We start from the raw sequence: 26220 nt of genomic DNA on the forward strand, positions 1-26220 counted from the left end.
ACTTTCCGGGCTGTCAGAGGGTGCCCCTAGGTTCAGGGACATGGCAGCAGAGCTCACCGATATCCCTGGAACGCCAGCGTATTCGTTCGCCGACGTCGTCCGGTCCGTGGTCGTGGTCGAGCCCGACCCCGACGAGCTGCCCGGTGCCCATCTCATCGAGACCATCAGCGCCTGCGAGCAGGTCATCCGCGCCGCCGAGGCCATCCAGGCCCAGCACGCGGGGATGCTGCTCGCCGAGCGCGAGCCCCTCATGGAGGGCCGCCAGGCGTTCCTGTCGGCGGCCGGGGAGACGGCACTGGCGCGTGGGATGTCGCCGAGCGCGGGCATCACCCAGCTGGAGACCGCCATCACCTTGAGCCGGCTCCCGGCCGTCCAGGCCGCCTGGGCCGATGGGCTGGTCTCGGGCGTGACCGTCCGAGCCATCGTCAAGAACCTGCCCAGCCTGGATGCCGAGTCCATGGCGCTGTTCGAGACCGAGATCGCCCCGCACCTCCCAGGCCTGACCCCTCGTGCCGCCGCCGAGCTCACCCGGTCCCTGACCCTGGAGATCGACCCCGACGAGGCCGACCGCAAGGCCGTCGAGGTCCGTGACGACCAGTACGTGCTCGTCGTCGACGAGACCGACGGCGTGGCCACCCTCGTCTCCCGCGGCCCGGCCGAGAGGATCCACGAGATCCGCGAGCTCCTCCTCGGGCACGCCCGACGCGCCAAGAACGACCCCACCGACCACCGCACCCGCGGGCAGGTCATGTTCCAGTCGCTCCACGCGTCCGTGGTCGCCGGTCCGGACCGTTCCTTGCCGGTGAAGCGGGTCCTGGAGCTCGGGATCGTCCTCACCGCCGACAACCTGCTCGGCCTCGACGACACCCCGGCCGAGCTCGTCGGCCACGGACCCGTCGCCCCTGTCGTCGTCGACCAGCTCATCGACGACGCCGACCAGGTCTTCTACCGCCGCCTCATCACCGACCCGGTGAACGGGACCCTGCTCCACAGCGACCCGCGGCGCCGCCTCTTCACCGGCCCGCTCGCCCGTCACGTCCGCTACCGCGACGGCCGGTGCCGCACCCCGGCCTGCGACGCGCCCATCGCCGAGATCGACCACGTCCAGGCCCACGAGCACGGCGGCGCCACCACCGAGGAGAACGGTCAGGGTCTCTGCGTCACCAACCACCTCATGAAGCACCTTCCTGGGTGGTCGGTCCGACGCGACGGCACCTGGACCACACCCACCGGTCACACGTACCGCAGCGCCCCACCGCCGGTCCTTCGCCGTCGTCGGGAGTGAGACCGTCCGCACGACACCACTCCGTGGCCGGCTCGGCCCCATGACGAAGGGCCCCGAGCAGCGCTTCTGCTGCTCGGGGCCCTTCGGGAGTCGGTTCAGCAGGTCAGCTGAGGCCCTTGTCCGCGAGCCAGTCCTTGGCCGCCTCGGCGGCCGAGGCCTTCTCCTTGCCCTCGACCCGGTCGCGCAGGGCGATCAGGTCGTCGGTCGTGAGCTCGGCCGAGATGGCGTTCAGCACGTCGTTGATCTTCGCGCTGTCCACCGCGTCGGAGATGAGCGGGATGATGTTCTGCGAGGAGATCATGTTCTTCGGGTCCTCGAGCACCACGAGATCCTCGGTCTTGATCGCGGGCGAGGTCGTGTAGATGTCAGCCACCTGCACCGAGTCGTCGACGAGCGCCTTGACGGTGTCCGGGCCACCGAAGTCCTCGATGGGCTTGAACTTCACGTCGCTGGCCTTGACGCCGTAGACCTTCTCGAGCCCGGGGATCCCGTAGCCGAGGTCACCGAACTGCGGGTTGGCGCCCAGCGAGAAGGGCACCAGCTTGGACAGGTCGCCGATCGTCTTCAGTCCCTCGGCCTCCGCGGTCTTGCGGGTGACGACGTAGGCGTCCTTGTCCTCGGCCTCGGCCGAGTCGAGGACCTTGAGCTTGTCCTTGGCCACCGCGTCGACCAGGGCGGCGTCGACGTCGTCGGTGGTCCGCTCGGTGTACTTCTCGTTGTAGTACGCGAGCAGGTTGCCGTTGTACTCGGGGATCAGGTTGATCGAGCCGTCGCGGAGGGCGGGGATCGTCTGCTGGCGCGGGCCGATGTTGAACTTCTTCTCAGCCTTGACGCCCTTGGCCTCGAGGGCCTGGACGTAGATCTCGCCGAGGATCTCGCTCTCGGGGAAGGCGAACGAGCCGACGACGACCGTGTCGCCGCTCTTCGAGCCTTCAGAGGCGGTGGGGTCGCTGGACCCGCAGGCGGCCAGGGTGGCGAAGGACAGGCCCAGGCCGAGTGCGGCCGCGCTCAGGCGGATGAGGCGTGGAGTGGTTGACATGGTTTTCCCTTTCGAGTCACGCGCCGGTGGACGCGTGCGGTCCGGCGGACCGGCTTGAGGAGCGACCTGAGGTCGCGGGGCGGTGGTCGGTGAGTCCTTGGGTGGCGGTGAGCCGCTGGGCGAGCGCGAACAGTGCGTCGACGCCGAGGGCGAGGACGATGACGAGCAGGGCACCGCCGAGGATGCGGTCGTAGTCGTTGAGGCCGATGCCGTTGCTGATGATCTGTCCGAGACCGCCGAGACCGGCGTACGAGGCGATGGTCACGGTGGCGATCACCTGCAGCGTCGCAGCCCGCACGCCGCCGATGATGAGAGGCAGCGCCAGCGGGATCTCGACCTTGGTGAGGATCTGCCACTCCGTCATGCCGTTGGCGCGGGCCGCGTCGATGACCTGCCGGTCCACGGCCTCGAGGCCGGAGTAGGCGCCCGCCAGCATCGACGGGATGGCCAGGATCACGAAGGCGATCGTGGCGCCCACGATCGGTGCGGTGTCATAGCTCAGGAAGTAGCCGAAGACCATGAGGAGGAAGAACAGCAGGCCGAGCGTCGGCAGGGCGCGCATCGCGCCGGTGAACGCGATCACGAACTGGCGACCTCGCCCGGTGTGCCCGATGAAGAAGCCGAGGGGCAACGCGATGAGCGCCGCGATCCCCACGGAGACGAAGGTGTAGAGCAGGTGCTCCACGAGCCGGTCCTGGATCGGGAACGGGTTCTGGCTCCCGGCCTTCCAGTGGGACCCGTCGAAGATCCAGCCGATCGCGCTGAAGAGCAGCTCCATCAGAAGTCGCCCCCTGTGCCCGCAGCCAGGTGGAGGTCAGGCATCCGCTTGACGGGGGCGGCCTGTTCCCGCGACCACGGCATCAGGACACGCCCGATCAGCACGATGATGACATCGAAGATCAGTGCCAGCAGCAGGCTCATCACGATGCCGACGACGACCTCCTCCAGGATGCCGCGCTGCTTGCCCTCGCGGAACAGGCTGCCGAGGTTGCTCGAGCCGATGATGACCCCGACCGAGACCAGGGCGATCGTGCTGACCGAGACCACCCGGATCCCGGCGAGCAGCACCGGACCGGCCAGGGGCAGCTCCACCCGCCAGAAGCGGCCCGAGGTGGAGTAGCCGATCGCGTCGGCCGAGTCGATCGTGGTGGCGTCGACCGAGGCGAAGGCGTCGGCGGCTGAACGGGCCATCACGGCCACGCCGTAGATCGTGAGCGCGACCACCAGGTTGGTCTCGTCGAGCACCTGGGTGGGAAGGATCAGCGGCAGGACCACGAACAGCGGGAGCGACGGGATCGTGTAGAGCAGGCTTCCGCCGGTGATCACGACGGCCCGCGAGAAGCGCGTGCGGTTGGCCAGCCAGCCGAGCGGGATGGCGAGCACGAAGCTCAGCACGATCGGGACGATCGAGAGCCGGATGTGGTTGATCGTCAGCTCCCGGATGAGGTCCAGGTTGTCGAACGTCCAGGTCACGACGAGCTCGAGCCGGTCTGGTCCGATCCGAGCACACCCAGGGGCCGCCCGTCGCCGTCGACGACGAGCGTCAGGCCACCGTCGCCCTCACGCTGCTGCAGGTGCAGGTCGCGCTTGCTCTTGTCGGCTCCGATGAAGCTGGCCACGAAGTCGTTCGCCGGTGCGGCCAGGATCTCGGCCGGCGTGCCGGCCTGGGCGATCACGCCGCCCTTGCTGAGGATCACGACCTGGTCGGCGAGCACGAAGGCCTCGTCGATGTCGTGGGTGACGAAGACGATGGTCTTGCCCAGCTCACGCTGCAGCCGGTTCAGCTCCACCTGGAGGTCGTCGCGCACGATCGGGTCCACGGCGCCGAAAGGCTCGTCCATGAGCAGCACGTTGGGGTCGCTGGCCAGGGCCCGCGCCACGCCCACACGCTGCTGCTGGCCGCCGGAGAGCTGACGCGGGTACCGGTCGGCCAGCGAGCGGTCGAGCCCGACCTTGTCGAGCAGCTCGAGCGCCGCCGCCCGAGCCTCGGCCTTCGGGGTGCCCTTGAGCACCGGCACGGTGGCGACGTTGTCGATCACCTTGCGGTGCGGCAGCAGGCCCGAGGCCTGGAGCACGTAGCCGATCGAGCGGCGCAGCTTCACCTTGTCCTGCGAGGCGACGTCGACGTCGTCGATGAGGATCTGGCCCTCGGTGGGATCGATCATCCGGTTGATCATGCGCAGCAGCGTCGTCTTGCCGCAGCCCGAGGACCCGACGAAGACCGTGGTCTTGCGGGACGGAAGAACGAGGTTGAAGTCCGCGACCGCCTCCGTGCCGTCAGGGAAGCGCTTGGTGACACCGCGGAACTCGATCATCGGCGGCCGGCCGGCGTCGGAGTCGTCAAGGCAATGGACAAGTACTCGATCATGCGGTCCTCGCGGTTCTGGAGGTAGGCAGTCAGTTCGGGGCTCGCCCTGCGACAGGCTCCGGACAGTCTGACCGCAACGGTGGCCTGAGGCAACGCGGGGCCCAGATCGTGAACAAGATCGATCACCGCGACGGCGCGTGGTACGGGCCCGGACCGGCACCGTTGCTGGGTCGACGTCCTCGACCACGACGTCCGGACGCAGCCTCCTGGCCTTCACGGCGAGGTTCGACCTCAGGACGACTGGAGGTAGGTGACCACGGCCATGACACGGCGGTTGGACCTGTCGTCGTCGGGATCCAGGTCGAGCTTCATGAAGATGTTGCTCGTGTGCTTGCCCGGTCAGGTCAAGAAGAACCTGGGGGCCAACGGAGACGGCACGGGCGGCGCGAACGGCAACGGGGACGCGGCCGGCGACAACGCCAGCCCGCGCTCGGAGAACGAGAACAAGAAGATCACCTTCTGCCACGTCCCCCCGGGCAACCCCGACAACGGTCACGCCATCACCACCTCGGTGAACGCCATCACCCCGGGTCACACCAACCACACGGGCGACATCATCCCGCCGTTCACGTACGTGAAGCACGGCAAGACCGTCTCGTTCCCGGGCCAGAACTGGGGGCCGGGCGCTCAGGCCATCATCGACGCCGGCTGCAAGGGCTCCGCGACGTCCACCCCCGCGGAGCCGACCGACGACCCGACCTCGACCGCCGGAGTCGTCGAGTCCGCCAACGAGCAGCTCCCGCTCAAGTCCGTGGTCTCCGCCACCGACAAGAAGGCCCGCTCGAACATCATCGACGCCATCCTGCCCAACACCGGCGGAGCGCGTCTGGCGGTGCTGCTCGTCGGACTGGCCCTACTGGCCGGGGGCGCGCTGCTCCTCGCCCGCCGTCGGTCGACGGTCTCCGGCTGAGCCAGCCATCTGACGCCGGCGGCGGCCAGGGACCTCGTGCCCCTGGCCGCCGCCGCGAAGCACGCGCATGGCACGTTCTGCGCGCTCAGGTGCGACGGACCGCCTCAGCCGGCAGAGGCAGCCGCAACGGCGGCCGCGAACCCTCGAAGTGTCGTGACCTGCTGGGCGGTGCTCGGCGGAGTGTCGGCCATCTGCCAGGTGGAGACGAGCGCGACCATGCCACCGATGGCGAAGACCCGCGCATCGTCGGTGAGGGTGATCTCTGACTGGTCGTGGTCATGGTTCGACCCCGTCAGCCACGTGGTCACCGCCGCCGCGAGGACCTCGGCGACCCGCTCGCCGCGTGGGATGGCGCGGAGCTTGTCGAAGAACTCACGGTCTGCCCGCCCGGCGGCGAGAAGCGGCTCGATCCCGCGCTCCCGAACGGCTTCGGTGAGGGCAGGGACGAGGTTCGCCGCCACCTCGTCGAGGGACAGCCAGCCGTCGAGCAGCCTGCTGATCCAGAGGTCAGTCGCGAGGTCGCCGACGTTGCTGTAGTGGTTGTGCAGCGCCTGCCGGCTCAGACCTGCCCGCTGAGCGACCGCACTCATCGAGATCGGCTCCCCCTTCGGCGACTCGGACACGAGACCCGCCAGCGCCCGGATGAGTGCAGCACGGGTGCGGGTGACTCGCGGGTCCACACGATGTTCCTTGGGTGGAAGTGGCGTCGTCTCCTGGGTCATGCACCCATCTTGCCAGCCGCGGACCGCTAATGTACATTCGTCATGTACTTGACACATGTAAAGGACCCCATGAGGCAGTCAGCAGAGCCGGCATCACGACGAGAAGCTCCGGTGCACCCAGACTTCGAGGCTGCTGCAGCAGGAGGCTCGCTGACGTCCGAGGGACCGGGATCGACCCACCGCTATCGCGACGTGCTTCTCGGGGGGTTCGCGATCCTGCTCCTCGCCATGGCGATGCTGACCAGCTATTCGAGCGCGTTCGGCAACCCGAAGCCCCACAACGTCCAGCTTGCTGTCGCCGGCGATGCCGGCACGATCGCGGCTCTCGAGAAGCAGAGCTCCTTCGACGTCACCGTCGTGGCGTCGGCGGCGCAGGCGCGGGCCGCGGTGCTCGACCGAGAGGCGGACGGCGCCGTCGTCCTCCCCGCTCGAAGCACCGACGGTGGCGTCACCACCTACATCGCCAGCGGCGGTGGCCGTGCCCTCGGCCAGGCGATCGCCGGCATCGGTGGGTCGCTCGCGGTAGAGCTGGACGTCGCCAACACGACCTCCGACCTCGCTCCCCTGCCGGCCAAGGATCCCGTCGGATCGATCGAGTTCTACGCGATCCTGTTCGCCGGGCTGGGCGCAGCGCTCGGTGCGACGGTTTTCGGGCGGATCCTCGGCACGGTCGACACAGCGAAGAAGTTCGGCGAGCGCAGCATCGTCCTCGTCCTGTACGCAGGGGTCCTCGCGGCACTGATCACCTTGTGGATCGACGTCGTCCTCGGCGCGGTGGCCGTCGACCCGTGGTCCGTGTTCGCGATCCTGTGGTTGACCGGGCTCGCCATCGGAGGAGCCGTGACAGGCGTCGCCGCCCTCGGCGGGACGATCGCGGCGTTGGCCTTGACGATCGCTCTCGTGGTCCTCGGCAACACGTCCTCGGGCGGCCCCCTGGGCGTCCACGTGCTGAACGGCTTCTTCCAGGCCCTCTACTACGTCTTCCCCCAGGGTGACGCCCTCGACCTCCTGCGGTCGGTCCAATACTTCGACGGCGCCGCCGTGTCCGCTCCGATCATCCGGCTGAGCGTCTGGGCAGCGGCAGGCATCCTGCTCACCCTGACCGCGATGCTCCTGAGAAGCCGACGAGAAGCTGCGGCCCGGACGGCGAGTGCCGCGCACCTCGCCTCGAGGTCCTGACGCTTCCCGGATCCGCATGGCCGGGCCTGCCTTCCACCTTTCCTACCTATCGAGGAGAACACCATGAGCACCATCGCCATCGTCGGAGCCGGACCCGGTCTCGGACTCGCCATCGCCCGCGTCTTCGGGCAGGAGGGATTCTCCGTGGCACTCATCTCCCGCACGCAGAGCCGCCTCGACGAGCTCGCCCAGACCTTGCGTGACGAGGGCATCGAGACGCGCGGGTTCGTCGGTGACGTGATGGACCGCGACAGCCTGGCCGCCGCCCTCACCGCCGCCAAGGAGACCTTCGGGTCGATCGACGTGCTCGAGTTCTCGCCCGCGCCGCACGCGCCGGTGCCGGGACTCGAGATGGTCGGCGCGCTGGACCTCACGGTCGACTCGATGGCCCCTCAGCTGGAGTTCTACCTGTACTCGGCCATCGCGGCGGTCCGAGAGGTGCTGCCCGAGATGCTGGGGCGCGAGTCCGGCACGCTGCTGTTCACGACGGGCGGAGGCTCGATCAGCCCGAACCCGATGATGGGCAACATCAACGCCGCGTCGGCAGCGCTGCGCAACTGGGCCGTCAACCTGAGCGGCGCCCTGGCCGGCTCGGGCGTGCACGCTGCGTACATCGCGATCAACCTGCTGATCGACTCCGGGCCCGAGAGGGCCTCCGCAGCAGCCATCGCACCGCTCTACTGGACGGCGCACCGCGACCGCGACACCGCTGAGTACGTCTACGCCCTCGAGGCCGACTGAGACGAGGCGGCGCTGATCGGCTCGCTCCGCCGCCTCACGCCGACGCGCGTTTCGGGAAATCCAGGCCGTGTCAGTTCAGCCCGACCACGCGGGACGGCGGGAGGCGGGACTCAGGCCACGAACCCGCCGATCATCTCATCGAGCCACGGGTACAGCTGCTCGGCAGGCGTACCCAGCTGCGACTTCAGCAACTGCGTCGACTCGTCGGCCAGGATCTCGATGGCTCCGGCAGCAAGACCGTCGTACGCCTGCTCCACGACGCTCTCGGCGCTGACCTTGGGCACGTCCCAGCGAGCCGACATGGGGGTGTCGACCATGCCGACCAGCAGACCCGCGACGTGCACACCCTGCCCCTTGAGCGCGGTCCGCAGTGCGTGGGTGGCTGACCACGCAGCCGCCTTCGAGGCCGCGTAGCCGGTCGGGATGTTGATCCATGCCGCAGCCGACAGGATGTTCAGGATCGCTCCGCCGCCGTTGGCGACGATGACCGGGCTGAACGCGTTGGCGACTCTCATGGTGCCGAAGAAGTTGGTCTCGAAGATCTCGCGGAGCCGCTCCTCGGGACCGAGGATCGAGTCGCCCTCAGGGGCGATGCCGGCGTTGTTGATCAAGACATTGACATCCGCCGCGGCGACAGCTGCGGCGGCGACGCTGTCGATGTCGGTGAGGTCGAGCCGCAGGGCCTGGACGCGCGCGTCATCCCACTCGTGCGGGTTGCGCGCGGCCGCGAAGACCTTGGCAGCGCCGCGCTCGAGCGCCTGCCGCACGAATTCCGTGCCGAGGCCACCGTTGGCCCCGGTGACGAGGACGGTGCTGTTGTCGAGAGACCGGTTCATCTATACTCCTAAGACATGTGGGGACGCTCCCCATTTCATTATGTGGGGGACATCCCCAGATATCAAGGAAGGCCGCTCGTGACGAACGACACCGATGCCTCGACGCAGCCTTCTCGCGCCCTCCGCGCCGACGCCCGCCGCAATCGGGACGCCATCTTGGCCGCTGCCCGCGAGGTCTTCGAGACCGAGGGCGTGCTGGCGCCCCTCGACGGCATCGCCGTGCGCGCCGGGGTCGGAAACGCCACCCTCTACCGGAACTTTCCCGTCCGCGACGACCTGCTCGCGGCCGTTCTGCGCGCCAACGTCGAGGAGGCACTCACCGAGTCGGACACCTTCGCCCGAGATCTCCCCGCCAAGGAGGCGCTCTCCGAGTGGCTGTTCCACCTCGTCTGGCAGCTCCGCATCTGGCACGACCTGCCGTACTGCGTCGCCACCGCTCAGGGCGACCCCGACTCCTCCATGAACTCCGCCACCAACCCGCTGCTCCTGCGGACCGACGCCTTGCTCGACGCGGCGAAGGCCTCCGGAACGGCACATCCGGACATCACGGCAGCAGAGGTCTTCGAGCTGGCCACCACTCTGTCGTGGGGTCTGGACCGGTTCCACGACGACCGCGACGCGGCACGCCGCCGCGTACGCATCGGTACGGCAGGCGTGTTCGTCTAGCTGTCGTGCCCAGAGCTCTGACCAGCGGAGGCGGGAGGCCGAGGTCACCCCTCCTCCGACATCGCCTGGCGCGGTTCCGACAAGCCCACATCGCCGCATTGTCCTTGGATGCAGAAAATCCCGGAGATGCCAGGTGATCTGGCACTTCCGGGACTTCCATTCGTAGCGGGGACAGGATTTGAACCTGTGACCTCTGGGTTATGAGCCCAGCGAGCTACCGAGCTGCTCCACCCCGCGTCGGCCTGGTCAACATTACCCGGTGCTGCGCCACGATCCAAATCGGGGTCATGTGAACGGGCTTTTGGTGGGTGGACCCCCTACCGTAGAGCGACAGGGGGACGAATGATCGACGATCGATACGAGCTCGTCCGCAAGATCGGACGAGGCGGCACGGGCGACGTGTGGCTCGGGCACGACCACGTGCTCGGGCGCGACGTCGCGCTCAAGCAGCTGGGCCTCACCCCCGGCACAGACCGTCCTGACACGGCCCGCGCCGAGCGTGAGGCGAGGCTCTCGGCCAGCGTCCGCCACCCCTCCGTCGTGGCCGTCTACGACGTCGCCGACGATGAGGACGGGCGCGAGTGGCTCGTCATGGAGCTCGTCGAAGGACGGAGCCTCGCCGAGCTGGTCCGCGAGTCCGGACCCGTCCCGGAGCACCGCCTCACTCCCCTGGTCCGCAACATCGTCGACGGGCTGGCCGCGGCCCACACGGCCGGCATCGTCCACCGCGACGTGAAGCCGTCCAACGTCCTGCTCACACCGCAGGGCATGCCCAAGCTCACCGACTTCGGCGTGGCTCGCACCATCTCCGACACGGCGCTCACGAGCACCGGGATCGTCACCGGGTCCCCGGGCTACCTCGCGCCCGAGGTGGCCGAGGGCTCCTCGGCCACGCACGCGAGCGACGTGTGGTCGCTCGGGGCCACGGTCTTCCACGCCGCCACCGGCGAGCGGCCGTTCGGCGGCGACGACCCTCTGGCCATGCTCGAGCGCATCGTCGACGAGGCCCCGCCGCAGCTACCCGACGGCCACCCGCTGGCCTGGCTCGTGGCGGCGTGCCTGCGACGCGAGCCGGGTCAACGGCCCACCGCCGCCACCCTGGCCGGTCGGCTGGCCGCGCTCGAGGACGACGCCGACCAGGCCACCGGACCGATCGCCGTCGTCCCCGCAGCCCCCGAGGCCCCCATGGACCTGCCGGAGCCCACCCGGGCCATCCCGGCGCGCGCCGCCCGAGAGGCCCCCACCAGTCCCGAGCGCCGCACCTTCCTGCGGGGAGTCGCCGCCGCTGTGGCCGTGGTGGCGGTCCTCGGCACCGCCTTCGCCCTCAACCGCGGGGGCGGCGACGAGCCGGAGACCACAGCCAGCCAGACGCAGGACCCGGGCCCCTCCTCGGCCGAGGCCTCGCCCTCGAGCGCCGCCGCGTCGCTCGAGTCCTTCGCCACCGACTACCTCGACACCGCCGGCAACAACCCCGAGCGCGGCTACGCGCTGCTGACCCCCGCCTACCAGCGCGCGAGCGGAGGCCTCGAGGGCTACCGCGCGTTCTGGGGCAAGGTGAGCAACGTGCGCGTCACGTCCATCACGCCGCACCCCGACCGGATGGACGTCACCTACGTCTACAGCTACACCTACCAAGGCAAGAACCGCACCGAGGAAGTGACGCTGACCCTCGAGCCCGAGGGCGACAGCTACCGCATCGCCGGCGCCAGCGCCGTCGCGGCCTGAACACTCCCTGAACATCCTGGTCGCAGGGCCGTCCCGGGTTGCAGGTCCGACCTGCGCAACTAGCGTCGAGAGAGTCCCACCACCTCCCCCACTGGAAGGGCTCTCATGCCTACGACGCAGTCCAACGGCATCACCCTCAGCTACACCGACTCCGGCGGAGACGGCCGCGCCGTCGTGCTCATCCACGGCTGGCCCCTCAGCGGCGCCTCGTGGTCCGAGCAGGTCCCGGCGCTCACCGCTGCCGGCTACCGCGTCATCACGTACGACCGTCGCGGCTTCGGCGCGTCGGACAAGCCCGACTCGGGCTACGACTACGACACCTTCAGCGAGGACCTGGCCGGCCTGCTCGACCACCTCGACGTCTCCGACGCCACGATCGTCGGCTTCTCCATGGGCGGCGGCGAGGTGGCTCGCTACCTCGGCACCCGAGGCTCGGAGCGCATCCGCTCAGCGGTCTTCGCGGGTGCGGTCCCCCCGTACCTCCTCAAGACCGACGACAACCCCGAGGGCGGCCTCGCCGACGAGGACGTCGAGGGCATGAAGTCCGGTGCCGACGAGGACCGGGCGGGCTTCCTGGACGGCTTCACGCGCAACTTCTTCAGCGCCGACGGCGAGCTCAAGGTCACCGAGGACCAGCGTCAGCAGGCCCTCGACCTCGCCCAGCCCGCCAGGCAGGAGGCGCTCGTCGCCTGCATCGACGCGTTCGGTCGTACCGACTTCCGCGACGACCTGACGAAGATCGACGTCCCCGTGCTCGTCATCCACGGCGACGCCGACGCCATCGTGCCCCTGGAGGTCTCCGGCCGGCGGACGGCGGAGGCCGTCAAGGACGCGACCCTGCACGTCGTCGAGGGCGGTCCCCACGGCTTCAACGTGAGCCACTCCGAGGAGCTGAACGCCGCGCTGCTCGACTTCCTCGCGCGATAGGTCATCTCGAGAACGACACGACCCCCGCAGGGCCTCCTGCGGGGGTCGTGTCGTGCGTGGCTACTTCTTGAGCGCCTTCTGGGCGTTCTCGACCGCCGTGTTCATCTCGCGGATCCTGTCCTGGTACTCCGAGAGGTTGCCGTCCTTTAGGGCCGTCTGTGCGGCGCTGTAGGCCTGCGAGGCGTCCTCGAGGTACTGCGACGTGGTCTTGCTCGTGGAGGTCCCACCGTCGTCCTCGGCCGCGGGGGCGTCCTCGTCGTCGGCCGGGATGGTGCCCTCCTCCAGGCCCAGGGCCACACGGAGCGCCTCCTCCAGGGTCTGGCCGAAGCCGACCTTGTCGCCGAACGACGCCGCCACGAACTGCAGCACCGGGTAGGAGCCGGCCGTGGAGTTTCGCTCGATGTAGACGGGCTGGACGTAGAGCAGTCCGCCGCCGACCGGCAGCGTGAGCAGGTTGCCGCGCTTGATGTTGGCCTGCTTGCTCTGCTCGAACGGCAGCAGCGCCGACGAGACACCCTTGTCCGTGCCGATGGAGTTGGCCACGAGGCTCGGTCCGTCGATCACGTTGGTGCTGGGCAGCTCGAGGATCTGCAGCTTCCCGAAGTCGTCGCTCGTGGCCTCGGAGTTCACCGACACGAACGACGCCAGGTTGTTGCGGTTGTTGGGCTGGAACACCGTCGTGAGCGAGAACTCCGGGTCGGTCTGGCCCGGGCGGCTCATCGTCAGGTAGTACGGCGGCTGCAGCGTGCTCTTCTTGTTGGGGTCCGCGGGGACCTTCCAGCGCTGGTCGTCGTTGTAGAACGCCTGCTGGTCGGTCACGTGGTAGCGCTGCAGCACGTCGCGCTGCACCTTGAAGAGGTCGACCGGGTAGCGCAGGTGCTCGAGCAGGCCCTCGGAGATGGCCGACTTCTTCTCGACCACGCCCGGGAAGACCTTCATCCACGTCTTCAGGATGGGGTCCTTCGTGTCCCACTGGTAGAGCTTCACGGTGCCGTCGTACGCGTCCACCACGGCCTTGACCGAGTTGCGCATGTAGTTGACCTCGTCGGTCGGCAGCGCGGCCTGGGTCTGGCCGTCGGTGAGCGAGTCCGACGTGGCGGTCCGCAGCGAGCGGTGCTCGGAGTACGGGTAGGAGTTGCTCGTGGTGTAGCCGTCGACGAGCCAGACGAGGCGGCCGTCGACGACCGCCGGGTAGGAGTCGCCGTCGAGGGTGAGCCACGGGGCGACCTTCTTGACCCGCTCGCGCGGCTCGCGGTCGTAGAGGATCTTGGAGTTCTCGTTGACGCGGCCCGACAGGAAGATCTTGGGCTCGGCGAACTTGAACGCGTAGAGCAGCTTGTTGAACGAGGAGCCGATGGGCACGCCGCCCTTGCCGTCGTAGGTGTTCTTGCTGACGTCCTTGACGTCGGTGTCGTCGTCGGAGCCGCCACCGGGGATGTCGACCTCGATGGGCGCGTCGCCCGAGGCGCGACCCACGATGGAGTACGACGGCGACTGCTCGCCGAAGTAGATCCGCGGCGGGATCTTGGTGGGGATGTCGCCCTGCGGCGGGATGTCCTTCTCGACCCACGCCGGATCGCCCTGGTCGCCGCGCTGGTTGCCCCGTGCGGCGATGATGCCGTAGCCGTGCGTGTACGCGGTGTGGTCGTTGTTCCAGTTGCGCTGGCTGCTCTGCAGGCCGGCGAGGCTCAGCTCGCGGGCCGCGATGATGACGTCCTGCGGCTGCGGGTTGTCGCCCAGCTTGTACCGGTCGACGTCGAGCGTGCTGGGGACCGTGTAGTAGCCACGGACCTGCTGCAGCTGCTGGAAGGCCTCCGAGACGAGCGTGGGATCGAGCAGGCGGCTGCTCACACGGGACTCGGCGGACTGGTTGAGCTCCTGCGGCGTCAGCGCGGTCTTGGCGTCGTACTGCTGTCGCTGGGTGTCGGCGACGCCGTAGGCCTCTCGGGTGGCCTCGATGTTGCGCGCGATGTACGGGCCCTCCTTGTCGGGCTCGGACGGGTTCACCTGGAACGACTGCATGGCGTACGGCCAGATGCCGCCGAGCAGCACCGAGGTGAGGAGCATGAGCCCCAGGCCGATGCCGGGCAGAATCCACGACTTGATGATGATGGAGGAGAAGAACAGGATCGCGCACAGGATGGCGACGATGATCAGGATGTTGCGTGCGGGGAGCCGCGCGTTGATGTCGGTGTAGGTGGCGCCGTCGACCAGGCCCGAGGACTTGATGACGAGGGCGTAGCGGTCGAGCCAGTAGCCGAGCGCGCGCAGCAGCACACCGAGGCCGATGAGGACCGAGAGCTGCACCTGGGCGGCCCTCGTGAAGGTGGGCCCGCGGCCCGAGAAGCGGACCGCGCCCCACACGTAGTGCACGAAGACGACGGCCAGGATGCTCACGACGATGATCGCGAAGGAGTACGAGGAGAGGAACCGCAGCCAGGGGTAGTCGAAGGTGTAGAAGCCGACGTCCTTGCCGAACTGCGCGTCCTTGATGCCGAACGAGCCGCCGTTGCGCCACATCTGGAACGTGTCCCAGCGGCTGGAGGCCACCGAGCCGGCGAAACCCGTGATGACGATCGTGGCCGCGACCAGCACCGGGATCTTCACCGGGTTGAGCGCGAGGCGATACCGGAAGGCCGGGTCGTCGCGCCGCATGGGCGGTGCCGCGGGCCGGAACCGGTACGCGAGGTAGACGTTGAGCGCCACGAACAGGCTGAACAGCAGGCCCAGGACCAGGAAGAGGCTCAGGCGGGTGAGGAGCACCGTCTTGAAGACGTCGGAGTAGCCGACCGAGCGGAACCAGAGGCGGTCGGTCCAGACGCTCGTGAAGACCGACCCGAGGAACAGCAGGACGGCGAGCGTCACGAGGGTGGGGACGAGCACGCGCCGGCGCTTGTCCACTCCACCTCCACCTCCGCCCGGGCGGGGACGGGGCTGGGGGGTACCGAAGATGTCGCTCACAGTGCTCCTGGGTAGGGGGCTCCAGGTGGGGGGCTCGGACGTGAGCTCCCCGGAGCTCCGAGGTGGGCGGCCTTGGCTGAATCCTAGGTCATGAGTCCTAGGACACAGCCGTCAGGCGAACGGCTGGGAGGTCAGGTCAACGTGCGCGACAGGGCCTCGACGAGGCCGGGGACCAGGTCGGGTCCCTCGAGGAGCTGGGCGCCGTGGGGCTCGCGGCCGCGCACGGCGCTGTGACGCTCGCCGTCTCGCGTGACGACGGCGACGAGCCGGACGTCGCGTCGCTCCGGATGGGCGGCCACGGCCTCCGCCAGGGCAGCGGGGTCCTCGGGCAGCTCGTCCTCGGCGCCCGGCGGCAGCATGACGCGCTCGATGACGGCAGCACAGCCGTCGACGACGTCGGGCCAGACGATGCTCTCGAGCGCGTCCTCGAAGGTGGCGCCGGGTGGCAGGTCCTCCTGCTCGATGGGGGTGAGGCCGTCGGGGTTGTCGCGCAGGGAGACGGCCAGCTGCATCGCGAGCCCCGGCTCCTGCTGGGCGAGCAGCGCGGTGCGGACGAGGGCGAAGAGCCGGGGGCGCTGGTCCCAGCCGTCGTCGCCGACGTGCTGCTCGATCTCGAGCGCGACGAGCCGAGCCGGCGTGCTGGGCAGCGGCTCGACGGGTCCGTCGGGCGTGGGCTCCACCGGCCCCTCGCCGCCTAGCACCGCGGCACCGTCGCGTCCTTGTCCTGGGCCAGGTCCCGGAGGTCGGTGATGGCGTCCTTGAGCGTGGAGACCTTCACGACCTCGAGCCCGTGCAGGTCGGCCCCGCGCACCTCGTCGCAGTTGGAGGCGGGTGCGAGGAACACCTCGGCGCCCGCTGCAGCGGCTCCGGCCATCTTCTGGCGGATCCCGCCTATGGGTCCCACCGTGCCGTCGGCGGTGATCTCGCCCGTGCCGGCCACCTGGAGCCCCCCGGTGAGGGACCCGGGCGTGAGTCGGTCGTAGATGGCGAGCGCGAACATGGTGCCGGCGCTGGGTCCGCCCACCTGGTCTCCGACGTTGTTGACGATGTCGATCGGGAAGTCGTACGTGGTGGCGATCGTGATGCCGACCCGAGGGATCGTGGGGTCCTGGGCGTCGGGGCGGGTGGTGAGCTCGACGTCGAGCGCCTTGCCGTCGCGATCCACGCCCACCGTCACGACCTGGCCGGGCTTCACGGTCTGGATGGCCTTCACGACGGCGGCGGACGACGCCACCTTGGTGCCGTCGACCGTGACGATCCGGTCCTTGGCCTCGAGCTTCCCCGCTGCCGCGCTGTCCTTCACGACGCCGGCCACCACGGGCTTCTCGGGGACGGTGTACCCGGCCGCGCGGAGGGCGGCGACGCGCGAGGCGTCCTTGGAGCTGGTGAGCTGCGCCTGACCCTCGGTCTTGGCGTCGGACTCGCTCTGGTCGTCGGGGTAGACGAAGTCGTGCGGGACAACCGCGATGTCCTGGTCGAGGTAGGCCCGGGTGACGTCGACGAGCGACAGGCTGCTGTCGGCGCGCGTCACCGAGACGGTCGTGAAGTCGAGGGAGCCGTCGGTCTTGTAGGTCTTGACGCCCTTGCCGAAGGTGAACATGGGCTTGCCGTCGAAGTCGCCGAGGGTGTCGAAGACCGGGCCCGGCCGCAGCGTCACGTACGGGACCGGCACGAGGAACGCCACGCACGTGAGGGCGACGAGGGTGATGGCGGCCGCCACCATCGTGCCGTAGCGCCGGCTCAGGTTCATGGCCTCGGCGTGCTCGCGCTCGCCGTCGTGCTCGGGATCACTCACCCGCACAGCCTAGAGAAGACGGGCAACCCGCGTGGACCGCGCCCCGTGGGCGGGATCGCTACGCTGGATCCATGCCCGACGAGCCCCATGACGACCCCACCGGAGACGACCCCGCGAAGGGACAGAACCCGTTCGCGGGCACACCCATGGAGCAGATCTTCGCCGCCATGGGTGGCCAGGGCGGCCAAGCCCCCGACCTCGGCGCACTCTTCGGCCAGATGCAGCGACTCTTCAGCGGCTCGGGCGACGGCACGGTCGACTTCGCGGTCGTGAAGGACGTCGCCCGTCACGCCCTCTCGGCCGCCGGGCCCGACCCGTCGCCGCACAGCGGCCAGGTGGGCGCCCTCGACGACGCGGTCAGGCTCGCCGAGGGCTGGCTCGACCGCGCCACCGAGGTCCCGGCCGCCGTCACGTCCACGTCGGCCTGGAGCCGCGCCGACTGGGTCGAGCAGACCATCGGCACGTGGGAGCAGGTCGTGGCCCCCATCGCCGAGCACGTCGTCGGCGCCATGAGCGAGGCCCTGCCCGAGGAGGCCCGGGCCATGGCCGGCCCGCTCCTCGGCATCCTGCGTCAGGCGGGCAGCGCGATGTTCGCCCAGCAGATCGGCCAGGCCCTCTCCGAGCTGGCCGGCGAGGTGGTCTCCAGCACCGACATCGGTCTGCCCCTCGCTGCGGCCGGTCACGCCGCCCTGCTGCCCCACAACGTCGCGGAGTTCGGCGACGGCCTCGAGATCGGTGCCGCCGACGTCCTGCTCTACGTCACGCTGCGCGAGTGCGCGCACCACCGGCTCTTCGCGCACGCGTCGTGGCTGAGGCCCGCCATCCTGGGCGCCATCGAGGAGTTCGGCCGCGGCACCCGCATCGACACGAGCGCCATCGAGGACAAGCTGCAGGGCTTCGACCCCGGCAACCCGGAGGCCATGGCCGAGGCCATGCAGAACGGTCTCTTCGACCCCGAGCCCACGCCCGAGCAGCAGGTGGCCCTCACGCGCCTGGAGACGCTGCTCGCCTTCGTGGAGGGCTGGGTCGACGAGGTGGTCGACCAGGCCACCCGCGAGACCATGCCCACCGCGGGCGCCCTGTCCGAGGCCGTGCGTCGCCGTCGCGCCACCGGTGGTCCGGCCGAGCAGACCTTCGCCTCGCTCGTGGGTCTTGAGCTCCGTCCCCGGCGCATGCGCGAGGCCACCACGCTCTGGGCGGCTCTGCGCGACCGTCAGGGTCCGGCCGCCCGCGACGCCGTGTGGACCCACCCCGACCTCATGCCGTCGGCCGACGACCTCGACGACCCGCTCGGCTTCGCCCAGCGCGAGCCTGCCACGGACGCCGACTTCGACACCGAGCTCGGCAAGCTCCTCGACGACGAGTGAGCCTGCACGCCGATGCCGTGCAGGTGCTGAACGCCTGGAACGGCCCCGACGACGCCCAGGAGATGCTGCGGCGCGACTACCTCGAGGTGCTGGACCGCGAGCCCGAGGCCATGTGGCGCTCCTGCCTGCCCGACCACCTGACCGCGAGCGCCGTGGTGCTCTCGCACGACGGCTCCTCGGCCCTGCTGACGCTGCACCTCAAGGCAGGTCTGTGGCTCCAGACCGGCGGACACTGCGAGCCGCAGGACCGGACGCTGGCGGGCGCTGCCCTGCGCGAGGCTCGCGAGGAGAGCGGCATCGCCGACCTCACGATCGACCCGGTCCCCCTGCTCCTCTCCCGGCACGCCGTGCCCTTCTGCGGCGGCGGGACCGGCGAGCGGGTCACCCACCACCTCGACGTGCAGTTCCTGGCCGTGGCGCCCCCCGGCGCTCAGGCCGTCATCAGCGAGGAGTCCGCCGACCTGCGCTGGTTCGGTCCCGGCGACGTGGTGGAGCCGAGCGACGACGACGTGCGCCGGCTCATCGGCTCTGCCAGGACACGCCTTCGAGGAACCCCCGCGCCTTGACGAGGTGCGGGTAGGGCTCGAGCAGGGCCCAGAACGCTGCGCTGTGGTTGGGCTCCAGGAGATGGGCCAGCTCATGCAGGATCACGTAGTCGACGACCCACTCGGGCATGCCCTGCAGCCGGTCGGAGAGCCGGATGGAGGCGTCGGTGGAGGTGCACGACCCCCACCGCTTGTCCATGTTCGACACCCAGCGGATGCTGGACGGCTGGGCACGCCCGCCGAGGTGGAGCGAGGAGAGGCGCGCCGCCCGGTCGAGCAGGTCGGTGTCGGTGGGCCGGGTGCGGGCGATCTTGCGGTCGAGCTTGGCCACGAGTGCCTCGACCTGACGCTTCTCCTCCGCGGCGCTGAGGTGAGCCGGAACGAGCACGACGGTGGTCTCGCCGTCGCGGTACGCGCTGATGGTGCGCTTGCGCCTGGCGCTGCGCCGGATCTCTACGTCGCCCATGGGTGCCAACCTAGGACAGCGGTCCGACACGCGTGCCGTCCACAGCCCCGATCGGGCGCACGAGCCGTCGTCGCAGGCAGGAAAAGCGATCTGGGTCACACGCCGTCCACGTCTCGTCCACGTGCTGTCCACACCGTCGCCCGGCGATGCGCACAACTTGTCCCCAGATCTGTCCACAGGCGTGGACAACCCATACCGTCGGTCGGTTGACGACCCCGCCCGGGCACCCCTACGGTGAGCGGCAGCCGGGACTCCCGGCCGCGGTCAGCAGGGGAAGGCAGGCCCCGGCCGGGGCCCGGCGTCTGCGTCCCTGCCAGGCCCTCGGCCCCATCGCTGTGGATCGCCGCTGGCTCTCCGGCACACCCGACGGCGAGGCTGCCTCCCATGGCTCTTCGTCCTCTCCTGCGACCTGGCAGCGTCGTGCTCCGCCGCGACCCGAGCCATCTGCAGATCGGCTTTTCTCCTGCAATCCTGGTGCGCGACCGGCCCGACCTCGTCGCCTTCCTGCACCTGCTCGACGGCGTCCACGACCTCCCGGGGCTGCGCCGGGCCGTCCGTCGCCGGTCGCTCGACGTGGGAGACGTCGACGCGCTCGTGCTGGAGCTGCTGGCCCGCGGCGCCGCCATCGACCCTGCGGTCGCACCCGACCCCGCTGCCCCGATCGCCGTGAGCGTGCTGGCCGTCGACCCCCACGCGCAGGAGCTGGCCCGCGCCATCGGCACGGTCTGTGGAGAACGTGGCCGCCGACGGGTCGACGGGGACACTCTCGTGGTGGCGGTGTGCGCCGCGGAGCCCTCCCGCGACGCCGTCGACGACCTCGTCGACCGCGCCGGGGCCGTCCTCGTGGTCCGACTCGCCCAGGACACGGTCCTGGTCGGTCCGCTGGTCGTGGCCACCCGCAGCCCGTGCCTGCGGTGCGCCGACCTCGGACGCGCCGACGCCGACCCCACGTGGCCCCATGTGCTGGCCCAGCTGGAGCGGCACGCAGGTCCCGCCGTGGCTCCACGCGCGCACCGCCTCGTGACCTGGCAGTCGGCCCTGCTGGTCGCGCACGACGCCGAGCTCTGGCTCGGCGGCGTCCGGCCCTCGAGCCTGGGTGCCGTGTCGGTCGTCGGCCCGCTCCCCGGCGAGCGGAGCAGGAGCACCGTGCCGTTCCATCCCCGCTGCCTCTGCTCCCTCTTCCCCGCCGGCAGCTGATCCGGGCACCCGCGCTCTCCTCGACGGGTGGTCCGGGCCAGGGGACCTATCCTGGACAGGTGGCTGACGACGACCGACGTGAACGCAAGGTGATGCCGTCCTCGGCCATCGCACGAGGAGCCAAGCTGGCCTCGCTGCCGGTCGGGTTCGCCGGACGGACGGCGCTCGGCATGGGCCGTCGGCTCGGAGGCGCCCCGGCCGAGGCGGTGCTCACCGAGGTGCAGCGCCGCACGGCGGAGCAGATCTTCAGCGTGCTGGGCCAGCTCAAGGGCGGCGCGATGAAGTTCGGCCAGGCCATGAGCGTGTTCGAGGCCGCCCTCCCCGACGAGATCGCCGGGCCGTACCGCGAGACCCTCACCAAGCTCCAGGACGCTGCACCGCCCATGCCACCGGGCACGGTCCACCGCCAGCTCGCCACCGAGCTGGGCGAGGACTGGCGCGACCGCCTCTCCATCGACGACGCCCCTGCCGCCTCGGCCTCCATCGGACAGGTCCACCGCGGCACGTGGACGCACGAGGACGGTCGCGAGGAGCCGGTCGCGGTCAAGGTGCAGTACCCCGGGGCGGCCAAGGCCCTCCTGAGCGACCTCAAGCAGCTCTCGCGCCTCAGCCGGCTCTTCGCCGTCGTGGCGCCGGGCCTCGACGTGAAGCCGCTGCTCAAGGAGCTGCAGGAGCGCGTGGCCGAGGAGCTGGACTACCGGCTCGAGGCCGACGCCCAGCGCACCTTCGCCGCCGAGTACGCCGACGACCCCGACTTCGTGGTGCCGACCGTGGTGGCGGGCACCGAGCGCGTGCTCGTGAGCTCCTGGATGGACAGCGAGGCCTCGCTGGCCGAGATCATCTCCGCCGGGACGCAGGAGGACCGCGACCGGTACGGGCTGCTCTTCGCCCAGTTCCTGCTGTCCGGTCCGCGCCGCGTGGGCCTGCTGCACGCCGACCCCCACCCCGGGAACTTCCGCATCATCGGCGACGGCCGGCTCGGTGTGGTCGACTTCGGCGCCGTGGCCCGCCTGCCCGAAGGCTTCCCGCCCGCCATCGGCCCGCTCCTGCGGCGCGCCATCGCCGGCGACGCCGAGGGTGTGAGCGCCGGGCTGCGCGAGGAGGGCTTCCTGCGACCCGGTGTGAGCCTGCAGCCCGAGGTGCTCAACGCCTTCATCGCGCCGTTCTTCGAGCCGGCCACCGTCGACGAGTTCAGCTTCAGCCGTGGCTGGCTCCGCGCCCAGGTGCAGCGGGTGAGCGCACCCGGCATCGAGGGCATGGGCACCTCGCTCAAGATCAACCTGCCGCCCGAGTACCTGCTGATCCACCGGGTGTGGCTCGGCGCCATCGGTGTCCTGAGCCAGCTGGGCGCCACCGCGCCCTTCCGCTCGATCCTCGACGAGAACCTGCCGGGATTCTCCGATCCCGACTAGCCGGTGATGATCTCCAGGACCTCCTCGCCGAAGCGTTCACGCTTGGTCTGGCCGATCCCGGAGATGCCCACGAGCTCGCGGGCGTCGTGCGGCTTGTGCGCCACGAGCGAGAGCAGCGTGGCGTCGGTGAAGATGACGTAGGCGGGGACCTTGGCGTCGGCGGCCTTCTCGGCCCGCCAGGTCTTGAGCCGCTCGAAGAGGTGGCGGTCGCCGGCATCCAGCTCCTCGAGCACGGCGGCCGTCTTGCGCCGCGGCTTGGGCGCACCGGACCGGCGCGACTCGTGGTCGGCCGGAAGCAGCGGGTCGAGGAATCGGGTGGGCTTGCGCCGGGCCTGTCCCCCGGGCTTGCGGGCGAGCGCCCACGACACCGTGAGGACGCGCTTGGCCCGCGTGACGCCGACGTAGAAGAGCCGACGCTCCTCCTCCACCCGCTCGGGCTCGGGCGCCTCGCCGCGGTTGTGGACGTACGGGAGCATCCCCTCGTGCATGCCGACGCAGAAGACGGCCTCCCACTCCAGGCCCTTGGCTGCGTGCAGGGTGGAGAGCGTGACGCCGTCGACGGCCGGGGCGTGGGCCACGTGAGCACGGCGCTCGAGGTCGGTCACGAGGTCGCCGAGCGTGGCGGTGGGCTTGTCCTCGGCGAGGTCGGCCGCCATGGACACGATGGCGTGCAGGGACTCCCACCGGTCGCGGACCGCGCCGCCACCGGCGGGCGGCTCCTCGCGGTAGTCGAGAGCGGCCAGCACGGCCCTCACCTCCGAGACGAGCGCACCGTCCTCCTGCTCGCCGCCGCGCGCCTGGCCGCGCAGCAGCGTGACCGCCTGGCGCACCTCACCGCGCTGGAAGAAGCCCTCGCCACCGCGCAGCGTGTACGGGACCGAGGCCTCGCCCAGGGCCTCCTCGAAGGCCTCGGACTGGGCGTTGATGCGGTACAGGACCGCCATCTCCCGGTACGGGACGCCGCTGCGGTGCAGGCGGACGATCTCCTGCGCCACGCTGCGCGCCTCGCTGGGCTCGTCGCTGTGGCTCAGGTAGCGGACCGGCTCACCGGCTGGCTGCTGCGCCTCGAGCTTGACCCCGCCGCTCGTGGTCCCGCGAGGGAACACCGCGTTGGCCACCGCCACCACCTGCGGCGTGGACCGGTAGTTGCGCACGAGCTCGAGGCGCTGGGCACCCTCGTAGCGCCGCGAGAAGTCCCGCAGCAGCCTCGGGGAGGCACCGGCGAAGGAGTAGATCGTCTGGCGCGGGTCGCCCACGACGCAGACGTCGTCGCGACCACCGAGCCACAGGTCCAGCAGCGTGGACTGCAGGGGGTTGACGTCCTGGAACTCGTCGACGACGAACCAGCGGTACTGGCGCCGGACCTGGGCGGCGACCCGCTCGTCGTCGGCGAGGATGGCCGCCGTGACGAGCAGGATGTCCTCCATGTCGATGCGGTTGTTCTCGCGCTTGAGCTCCTCGTAGGCGGCCATCACGTTGGCCACCTGCCCGGGCTGGAGGTCGGCCACCTGCCGGCCCGCCGTGCGGGCCGTCTCGGCGTAGTCGGGGATGCGGACGTTGCTCACCTTGGCCCACTCCACCTCGGCCGACAGGTCGCGCAGGAGGGCGGTGTCTCCGTGCAGCCCCACCCGGCGGGCGGCCGGACCGAGGACGGAGAACTTGGAGGAGATGATCTCGGGGAACTCCGTGCCGTAGACCTGCGGCCAGAAGTACCGCGCCTGGCGCAGGGCCGCGGAGTGGAACGTGCGGGCCTGGATGGTGGGAGCGCCGAGGGCCGCGAGCCGGCCGCGCATCTCACCTGCAGCGCGCGTGGTGAAGGTGACCGCGAGGACCTCGGTGGGCTCGTAGAGCCCCGTGGCCACGCCGTAGGCCATGCGGTGGGTGATGGCGCGGGTCTTGCCGGTGCCGGCGCCGGCGATGACCGCCACGGGGCCGCGGAGGGCCAGCGCCACCTCCCGCTGCTCGGGATCGAGAGCGGCGAGGAGTTCTTCTGGCTGAGGCACGAAGACCACCCTAGACGGGGCCCACGACAGCGGCGCAGCCGTCGTCGACCGGCCCGGGACACCTCGCCGCAGGGCGGTTCAGCGCGGCGTGGGCGGGCTCATGACGAGCCGCATGTGCCCCATCGTCCGACGTCGCCCTTGGCGGCAGCCTCCTCGGCGGCGCCCAGCACGTCGCGGTGCCGGACGTCGAGGCGGCCGGAGAACAGGGCAGCGTTCCCGTCGCGGAGCAGCTGCTCCTGGACGAAGGTGTCGTCGCGGTTCCAGGCGAACACCAGGAAGCGACCGCGACGATCCCGCTCGACGGTCGTGGCCTCCACCCAGATGCGCGCACCGATCAGGTCGTCGATGGCCCGGCGCCCCTCCTCGGTCCAGCACGGGTCCCGCACGGGCTCGAGCTGCTGCAGGTCGGCGAGGCGCAGACTCACGAAGTCGTTGGTGCCCACGGCACGCAGGCCCTTGCTCGCGTACCGCCCGGTGCGCTCGACACGACCCCTGAACGTGCCGTCGGACTTCACCGACCCGACGGTCATGACGAACGCGTCGTAGGGCTTCTTGGCCCCCGGCTCGACCGACTCCTTCGAGGAGCCACCCTTGACGAGGTAGAAGATCCCTCCCACCACGACGATGGCGACCATGAGCATGACGGAGCTGCGGCGCTTCATCTGGTCCATGGCTGGGAGGATGTCATGAAACAGTTGCACCTGTCATACCGGGAATTGCACGGACGCCCGGTCCGTTGACCAGGATGAAGCTCCACGAGCACCATCACCGGCTGAAGAAGGTTGTCATGTCTGACTCGCAGTTCACGCTCTACTCCACTCCTTGGTGCGGCTACTGCCACCGCCTGAAGAGCCAGCTGAAGCGCGAGGGCATCGTGTTCGACGAGGTCGACATCGAGCAGGACCCCGACTCGGCCCTCGTCGTCGAGAAGGCCAACGGCGGCAACCAGACCGTCCCGACCCTCGTGTTCGCCGACGGCTCCGCCCTCACGAACCCCTCGGTCGCCCAGGTCAAGGCCCAGCTCGCCCTGGCCTAGTCGTCAGACGTACGGCGAGCGGTGGCGAGCCGAGCGGGTCCGCGCAGCGGACGAGCGCGAGGAACGAGCGCGGGCCGGTCCCGGCTCGCGCGACGATCCCCAGCGGTCAGAACCAGGATGCCGGGATCGGCTCCCGGTACCAGCGCTCGACGAGGAAGCTCGAGATGGAGACACCGCTCGGGGGCAGCAGGAGCGTTCCGGCCTCGCCCTCGGCCTTGAGCTCCTCGCGCGTGACCCAGCGCGCCTCGGCGATCTCGTCGTGGTCCACCTGGATGCGGGTGTCGACGGCCTTGCCGAAGAAGCCCACCATGAGGCTCGCGGGGAACGGCCAGGGCTGGCTTCCGCCGTAGGTGACCTCGCCGACGACGACGCCCACCTCCTCCTTGACCTCGCGACGGACGGCGTCCTCGAGGGTCTCCCCGGGCTCCACGAAGCCGGCGAGCGTGGACCAGCGGCCCTCGGGCCAGGCCGCCTGGTGCCCGAGCAGCGCACGGTCCTGGTCGTCGGTGATGAGCATGATGACGGCAGGGTCGGTCCGCGGGAAGTGGTGCGCACCGCACTCAGGGCACTGGCGCAGGTGTCCGGCGGAGCGGATCTCGGTGGCCGAGCCGCAGCGCGGGCAGAACGGCATGGACTGCAGCCATCGCGCCATCCCCACGGCGTGCACGGCGAGCGAGAGGTCGGACGCCTCGAGCAGCGGCGCCAGCATCCGCACGCTCACCGGCTGGAGGCCGTCGTCGATTCGGCCCCCGACCATGACGGCCGCGTACGACGCGCCGTCACGCTCCCCCAGGTAGATGAAGGTGCCTGGGGGTGCGTCGGCCCGGTCGAGCCAGCGCAGCCGAGGACCGTCGCCCTCGTGCTCACCCTGCTCGGTGGCGACGTGCTCGCCGCCGATCACCATGACGCGGACGTCCGGCGTGTCCCAGGCGTCGTCCTTGCGCAGGTGTCCGGCCCGGTCGTGCTCGGCGCGGTAGAAGGCGAAGGGCGATCGGGAGTCACTCACCCTGCCAGCGTAGTGAGACGGGCCAGGACCGCAG

At 70.3% G+C, this 26220-nt stretch carries 25 protein-coding genes and 1 tRNA gene; 12 read left to right on the top strand and 14 right to left on the bottom strand.

Annotated elements, in window-relative coordinates; all coding sequences use genetic code 11:
* Positions 1 to 40 precede the first annotated feature (40 nt).
* Complete coding sequence (locus tag ASD11_RS10215) at positions 41 to 1285, top strand: HNH endonuclease (protein ID WP_082554280.1); 1245 nt, start codon at positions 41 to 43, stop codon at positions 1283 to 1285.
* Positions 1286 to 1388: 103 nt separating this feature from the next.
* Here the strand turns inward: ASD11_RS10215 and ASD11_RS10220 are convergent, their stop codons facing one another.
* The 4 genes from ASD11_RS10220 to ASD11_RS10235 are packed head-to-tail and all read right to left on the bottom strand — an operon-like array spanning position 1389 to position 4639.
* A complete protein-coding gene (locus ASD11_RS10220; protein WP_056286672.1) occupies positions 1389 to 2324 on the bottom strand; it encodes an ABC transporter substrate-binding protein in 936 nt (311 codons plus the stop codon).
* A gap of 16 nt (positions 2325 to 2340) precedes the next feature.
* Positions 2341 to 3102 (bottom strand): ABC transporter permease, encoded by a 762-nt coding sequence (locus ASD11_RS10225; protein ID WP_056286675.1) that lies wholly within the window; start codon positions 3100 to 3102, stop codon positions 2341 to 2343.
* On the bottom strand, positions 3102 to 3797 hold the full coding sequence (locus tag ASD11_RS10230; RefSeq protein ID WP_056286678.1) for an ABC transporter permease: 696 nt from the start codon (positions 3795 to 3797) through the stop codon (positions 3102 to 3104). The genes ASD11_RS10225 and ASD11_RS10230 overlap by 1 nt, the downstream gene beginning before the upstream one ends.
* Positions 3794 to 4639, bottom strand: a complete 846-nt coding sequence (locus ASD11_RS10235; protein WP_056286681.1) for an ABC transporter ATP-binding protein — start codon at positions 4637 to 4639, stop codon at positions 3794 to 3796. Before ASD11_RS10235 ends, ASD11_RS10230 begins: the two co-directional genes overlap by 4 nt.
* A gap of 363 nt (positions 4640 to 5002) precedes the next feature.
* Between ASD11_RS10235 and ASD11_RS10240 the strand changes: the two genes are divergently transcribed.
* On the top strand, positions 5003 to 5602 hold the full coding sequence (locus ASD11_RS10240; protein WP_056286685.1) for an LPXTG cell wall anchor domain-containing protein: 600 nt from the start codon (positions 5003 to 5005) through the stop codon (positions 5600 to 5602).
* Between the two features lie 104 nt (positions 5603 to 5706).
* Here the strand turns inward: ASD11_RS10240 and ASD11_RS10245 are convergent, their stop codons facing one another.
* Positions 5707 to 6282 carry a TetR/AcrR family transcriptional regulator gene (locus ASD11_RS10245; RefSeq protein ID WP_056286688.1) on the bottom strand — a complete coding sequence of 192 codons (576 nt, stop codon included), beginning with the start codon at positions 6280 to 6282 and terminating at the stop codon, positions 5707 to 5709.
* A 234-nt stretch (positions 6283 to 6516) separates the two neighbouring features.
* On the opposite strand from ASD11_RS10245, the gene ASD11_RS10250 reads away from it, so the two are divergent.
* Together ASD11_RS10250 and ASD11_RS10255 are read left to right on the top strand one after the other, a co-directional pair.
* Complete coding sequence (locus ASD11_RS10250) at positions 6517 to 7503, top strand: hypothetical protein (RefSeq protein WP_156464678.1); 987 nt, start codon at positions 6517 to 6519, stop codon at positions 7501 to 7503.
* A 63-nt stretch (positions 7504 to 7566) separates the two neighbouring features.
* Positions 7567 to 8244 (top strand): SDR family NAD(P)-dependent oxidoreductase, encoded by a 678-nt coding sequence (locus tag ASD11_RS10255; protein WP_056286693.1) that lies wholly within the window; start codon positions 7567 to 7569, stop codon positions 8242 to 8244.
* 110 nt (positions 8245 to 8354) lie between these two features.
* Here the strand turns inward: ASD11_RS10255 and ASD11_RS10260 are convergent, their stop codons facing one another.
* Positions 8355 to 9080 carry an SDR family oxidoreductase gene (locus ASD11_RS10260; RefSeq protein WP_056286696.1) on the bottom strand — a complete coding sequence of 242 codons (726 nt, stop codon included), beginning with the start codon at positions 9078 to 9080 and terminating at the stop codon, positions 8355 to 8357.
* A 78-nt stretch (positions 9081 to 9158) separates the two neighbouring features.
* Between ASD11_RS10260 and ASD11_RS10265 the strand changes: the two genes are divergently transcribed.
* Positions 9159 to 9746 (top strand): TetR/AcrR family transcriptional regulator, encoded by a 588-nt coding sequence (locus ASD11_RS10265; RefSeq protein ID WP_056286700.1) that lies wholly within the window; start codon positions 9159 to 9161, stop codon positions 9744 to 9746.
* Positions 9747 to 9909: 163 nt separating this feature from the next.
* Here ASD11_RS10265 and ASD11_RS10270 read toward each other — a convergent pair.
* Positions 9910 to 9983 (bottom strand) — tRNA-Met (locus tag ASD11_RS10270).
* A gap of 105 nt (positions 9984 to 10088) precedes the next feature.
* Here ASD11_RS10270 and ASD11_RS10275 point away from each other — a divergent pair.
* Both ASD11_RS10275 and ASD11_RS10280 read left to right on the top strand, forming a co-directional pair.
* Complete coding sequence (locus ASD11_RS10275; protein WP_056286703.1) at positions 10089 to 11471, top strand: serine/threonine-protein kinase; 1383 nt, start codon at positions 10089 to 10091, stop codon at positions 11469 to 11471.
* Positions 11472 to 11576: 105 nt separating this feature from the next.
* Complete coding sequence (locus ASD11_RS10280; RefSeq protein WP_056286706.1) at positions 11577 to 12398, top strand: alpha/beta fold hydrolase; 822 nt, start codon at positions 11577 to 11579, stop codon at positions 12396 to 12398.
* A gap of 60 nt (positions 12399 to 12458) precedes the next feature.
* On the opposite strand, the gene ASD11_RS10285 is transcribed toward ASD11_RS10280, so the two are convergent.
* From ASD11_RS10285 to ASD11_RS10295, 3 genes are all read right to left on the bottom strand, one after another.
* On the bottom strand, positions 12459 to 15299 hold the full coding sequence (locus ASD11_RS10285) for a UPF0182 family membrane protein (RefSeq protein WP_235503293.1): 2841 nt from the start codon (positions 15297 to 15299) through the stop codon (positions 12459 to 12461).
* Positions 15300 to 15490: 191 nt separating this feature from the next.
* Positions 15491 to 16039: a PPA1309 family protein gene (locus tag ASD11_RS10290; RefSeq protein WP_200940117.1), complete on the bottom strand. Its 549-nt coding sequence runs from the start codon at positions 16037 to 16039 to the stop codon at positions 15491 to 15493.
* Between the two features lie 14 nt (positions 16040 to 16053).
* A complete protein-coding gene (locus ASD11_RS10295) occupies positions 16054 to 17154 on the bottom strand; it encodes a YlbL family protein (protein ID WP_235503294.1) in 1101 nt (366 codons plus the stop codon).
* Between the two features lie 71 nt (positions 17155 to 17225).
* Between ASD11_RS10295 and ASD11_RS10300 the strand changes: the two genes are divergently transcribed.
* A complete protein-coding gene (locus tag ASD11_RS10300; protein WP_056286714.1) occupies positions 17226 to 18521 on the top strand; it encodes a zinc-dependent metalloprotease in 1296 nt (431 codons plus the stop codon).
* Positions 18518 to 19087, top strand: coding sequence for an NUDIX hydrolase (locus ASD11_RS10305; RefSeq protein ID WP_056286717.1), 570 nt, complete (start codon positions 18518 to 18520; stop codon positions 19085 to 19087). Before ASD11_RS10300 ends, ASD11_RS10305 begins: the two co-directional genes overlap by 4 nt.
* Here ASD11_RS10305 and ASD11_RS10310 read toward each other — a convergent pair.
* Positions 19041 to 19532 (bottom strand): M48 metallopeptidase family protein, encoded by a 492-nt coding sequence (locus ASD11_RS10310; protein ID WP_056286720.1) that lies wholly within the window; start codon positions 19530 to 19532, stop codon positions 19041 to 19043. The genes ASD11_RS10305 and ASD11_RS10310 overlap by 47 nt on opposite strands.
* 384 nt (positions 19533 to 19916) lie before the next feature.
* Between ASD11_RS10310 and ASD11_RS10315 the strand changes: the two genes are divergently transcribed.
* Positions 19917 to 20729 (top strand): hypothetical protein, encoded by an 813-nt coding sequence (locus ASD11_RS10315; RefSeq protein ID WP_156464679.1) that lies wholly within the window; start codon positions 19917 to 19919, stop codon positions 20727 to 20729.
* 59 nt (positions 20730 to 20788) lie between these two features.
* Positions 20789 to 22141, top strand: a complete 1353-nt coding sequence (locus ASD11_RS10320) for an ABC1 kinase family protein (RefSeq protein WP_235503295.1) — start codon at positions 20789 to 20791, stop codon at positions 22139 to 22141.
* Here the strand turns inward: ASD11_RS10320 and ASD11_RS10325 are convergent.
* Complete coding sequence (locus tag ASD11_RS10325) at positions 22138 to 24144, bottom strand: ATP-dependent helicase (RefSeq protein ID WP_056288726.1); 2007 nt, start codon at positions 24142 to 24144, stop codon at positions 22138 to 22140. The genes ASD11_RS10320 and ASD11_RS10325 overlap by 4 nt on opposite strands.
* Before the next feature lie 98 nt (positions 24145 to 24242).
* Positions 24243 to 24815, bottom strand: coding sequence for a thermonuclease family protein (locus tag ASD11_RS10330; RefSeq protein WP_056286727.1), 573 nt, complete (start codon positions 24813 to 24815; stop codon positions 24243 to 24245).
* Positions 24816 to 24931: 116 nt separating this feature from the next.
* Between ASD11_RS10330 and ASD11_RS10335 the strand changes: the two genes are divergently transcribed.
* Positions 24932 to 25180: a mycoredoxin gene (locus tag ASD11_RS10335; RefSeq protein ID WP_056288728.1), complete on the top strand. Its 249-nt coding sequence runs from the start codon at positions 24932 to 24934 to the stop codon at positions 25178 to 25180.
* 106 nt (positions 25181 to 25286) lie between these two features.
* On the opposite strand, the gene nudC is transcribed toward ASD11_RS10335, so the two are convergent.
* Complete coding sequence (nudC, locus tag ASD11_RS10340; RefSeq protein WP_235503296.1) at positions 25287 to 26186, bottom strand: NAD(+) diphosphatase; 900 nt, start codon at positions 26184 to 26186, stop codon at positions 25287 to 25289.
* Positions 26187 to 26220 lie beyond the last annotated feature (34 nt).

It is taken from the genome of Aeromicrobium sp. Root495 (assembly GCF_001426755.1).
Classification (GTDB): domain Bacteria; phylum Actinomycetota; class Actinomycetes; order Propionibacteriales; family Nocardioidaceae; genus Aeromicrobium.

Bases quoted from the DNA above. Each gene is read 5' to 3' on its own strand.
- ASD11_RS10215 (WP_082554280.1), top strand. From the start codon at position 41: ATGGCAGCAGAGCTCACCGATATCCCTGGAACGCCAGCGTATTCGTTC.
- ASD11_RS10220 (WP_056286672.1), bottom strand. From the start codon at position 2,324: ATGTCAACCACTCCACGCCTCATCCGCCTGAGCGCGGCCGCACTCGGC.
- ASD11_RS10225 (WP_056286675.1), bottom strand. From the start codon at position 3,102: ATGGAGCTGCTCTTCAGCGCGATCGGCTGGATCTTCGACGGGTCCCAC.
- ASD11_RS10235 (WP_056286681.1), bottom strand. From the start codon at position 4,639: ATGATCGAGTTCCGCGGTGTCACCAAGCGCTTCCCTGACGGCACGGAG.
- ASD11_RS10240 (WP_056286685.1), top strand. From the start codon at position 5,003: ATGAAGATGTTGCTCGTGTGCTTGCCCGGTCAGGTCAAGAAGAACCTG.
- ASD11_RS10255 (WP_056286693.1), top strand. From the start codon at position 7,567: ATGAGCACCATCGCCATCGTCGGAGCCGGACCCGGTCTCGGACTCGCC.
- ASD11_RS10260 (WP_056286696.1), bottom strand. From the start codon at position 9,080: ATGAACCGGTCTCTCGACAACAGCACCGTCCTCGTCACCGGGGCCAAC.
- ASD11_RS10275 (WP_056286703.1), top strand. From the start codon at position 10,089: ATGATCGACGATCGATACGAGCTCGTCCGCAAGATCGGACGAGGCGGC.
- ASD11_RS10280 (WP_056286706.1), top strand. From the start codon at position 11,577: ATGCCTACGACGCAGTCCAACGGCATCACCCTCAGCTACACCGACTCC.
- ASD11_RS10300 (WP_056286714.1), top strand. From the start codon at position 17,226: ATGCCCGACGAGCCCCATGACGACCCCACCGGAGACGACCCCGCGAAG.
- ASD11_RS10310 (WP_056286720.1), bottom strand. From the start codon at position 19,532: ATGGGCGACGTAGAGATCCGGCGCAGCGCCAGGCGCAAGCGCACCATC.
- ASD11_RS10315 (WP_156464679.1), top strand. From the start codon at position 19,917: ATGGCTCTTCGTCCTCTCCTGCGACCTGGCAGCGTCGTGCTCCGCCGC.
- ASD11_RS10330 (WP_056286727.1), bottom strand. From the start codon at position 24,815: ATGGACCAGATGAAGCGCCGCAGCTCCGTCATGCTCATGGTCGCCATC.
- ASD11_RS10335 (WP_056288728.1), top strand. From the start codon at position 24,932: ATGTCTGACTCGCAGTTCACGCTCTACTCCACTCCTTGGTGCGGCTAC.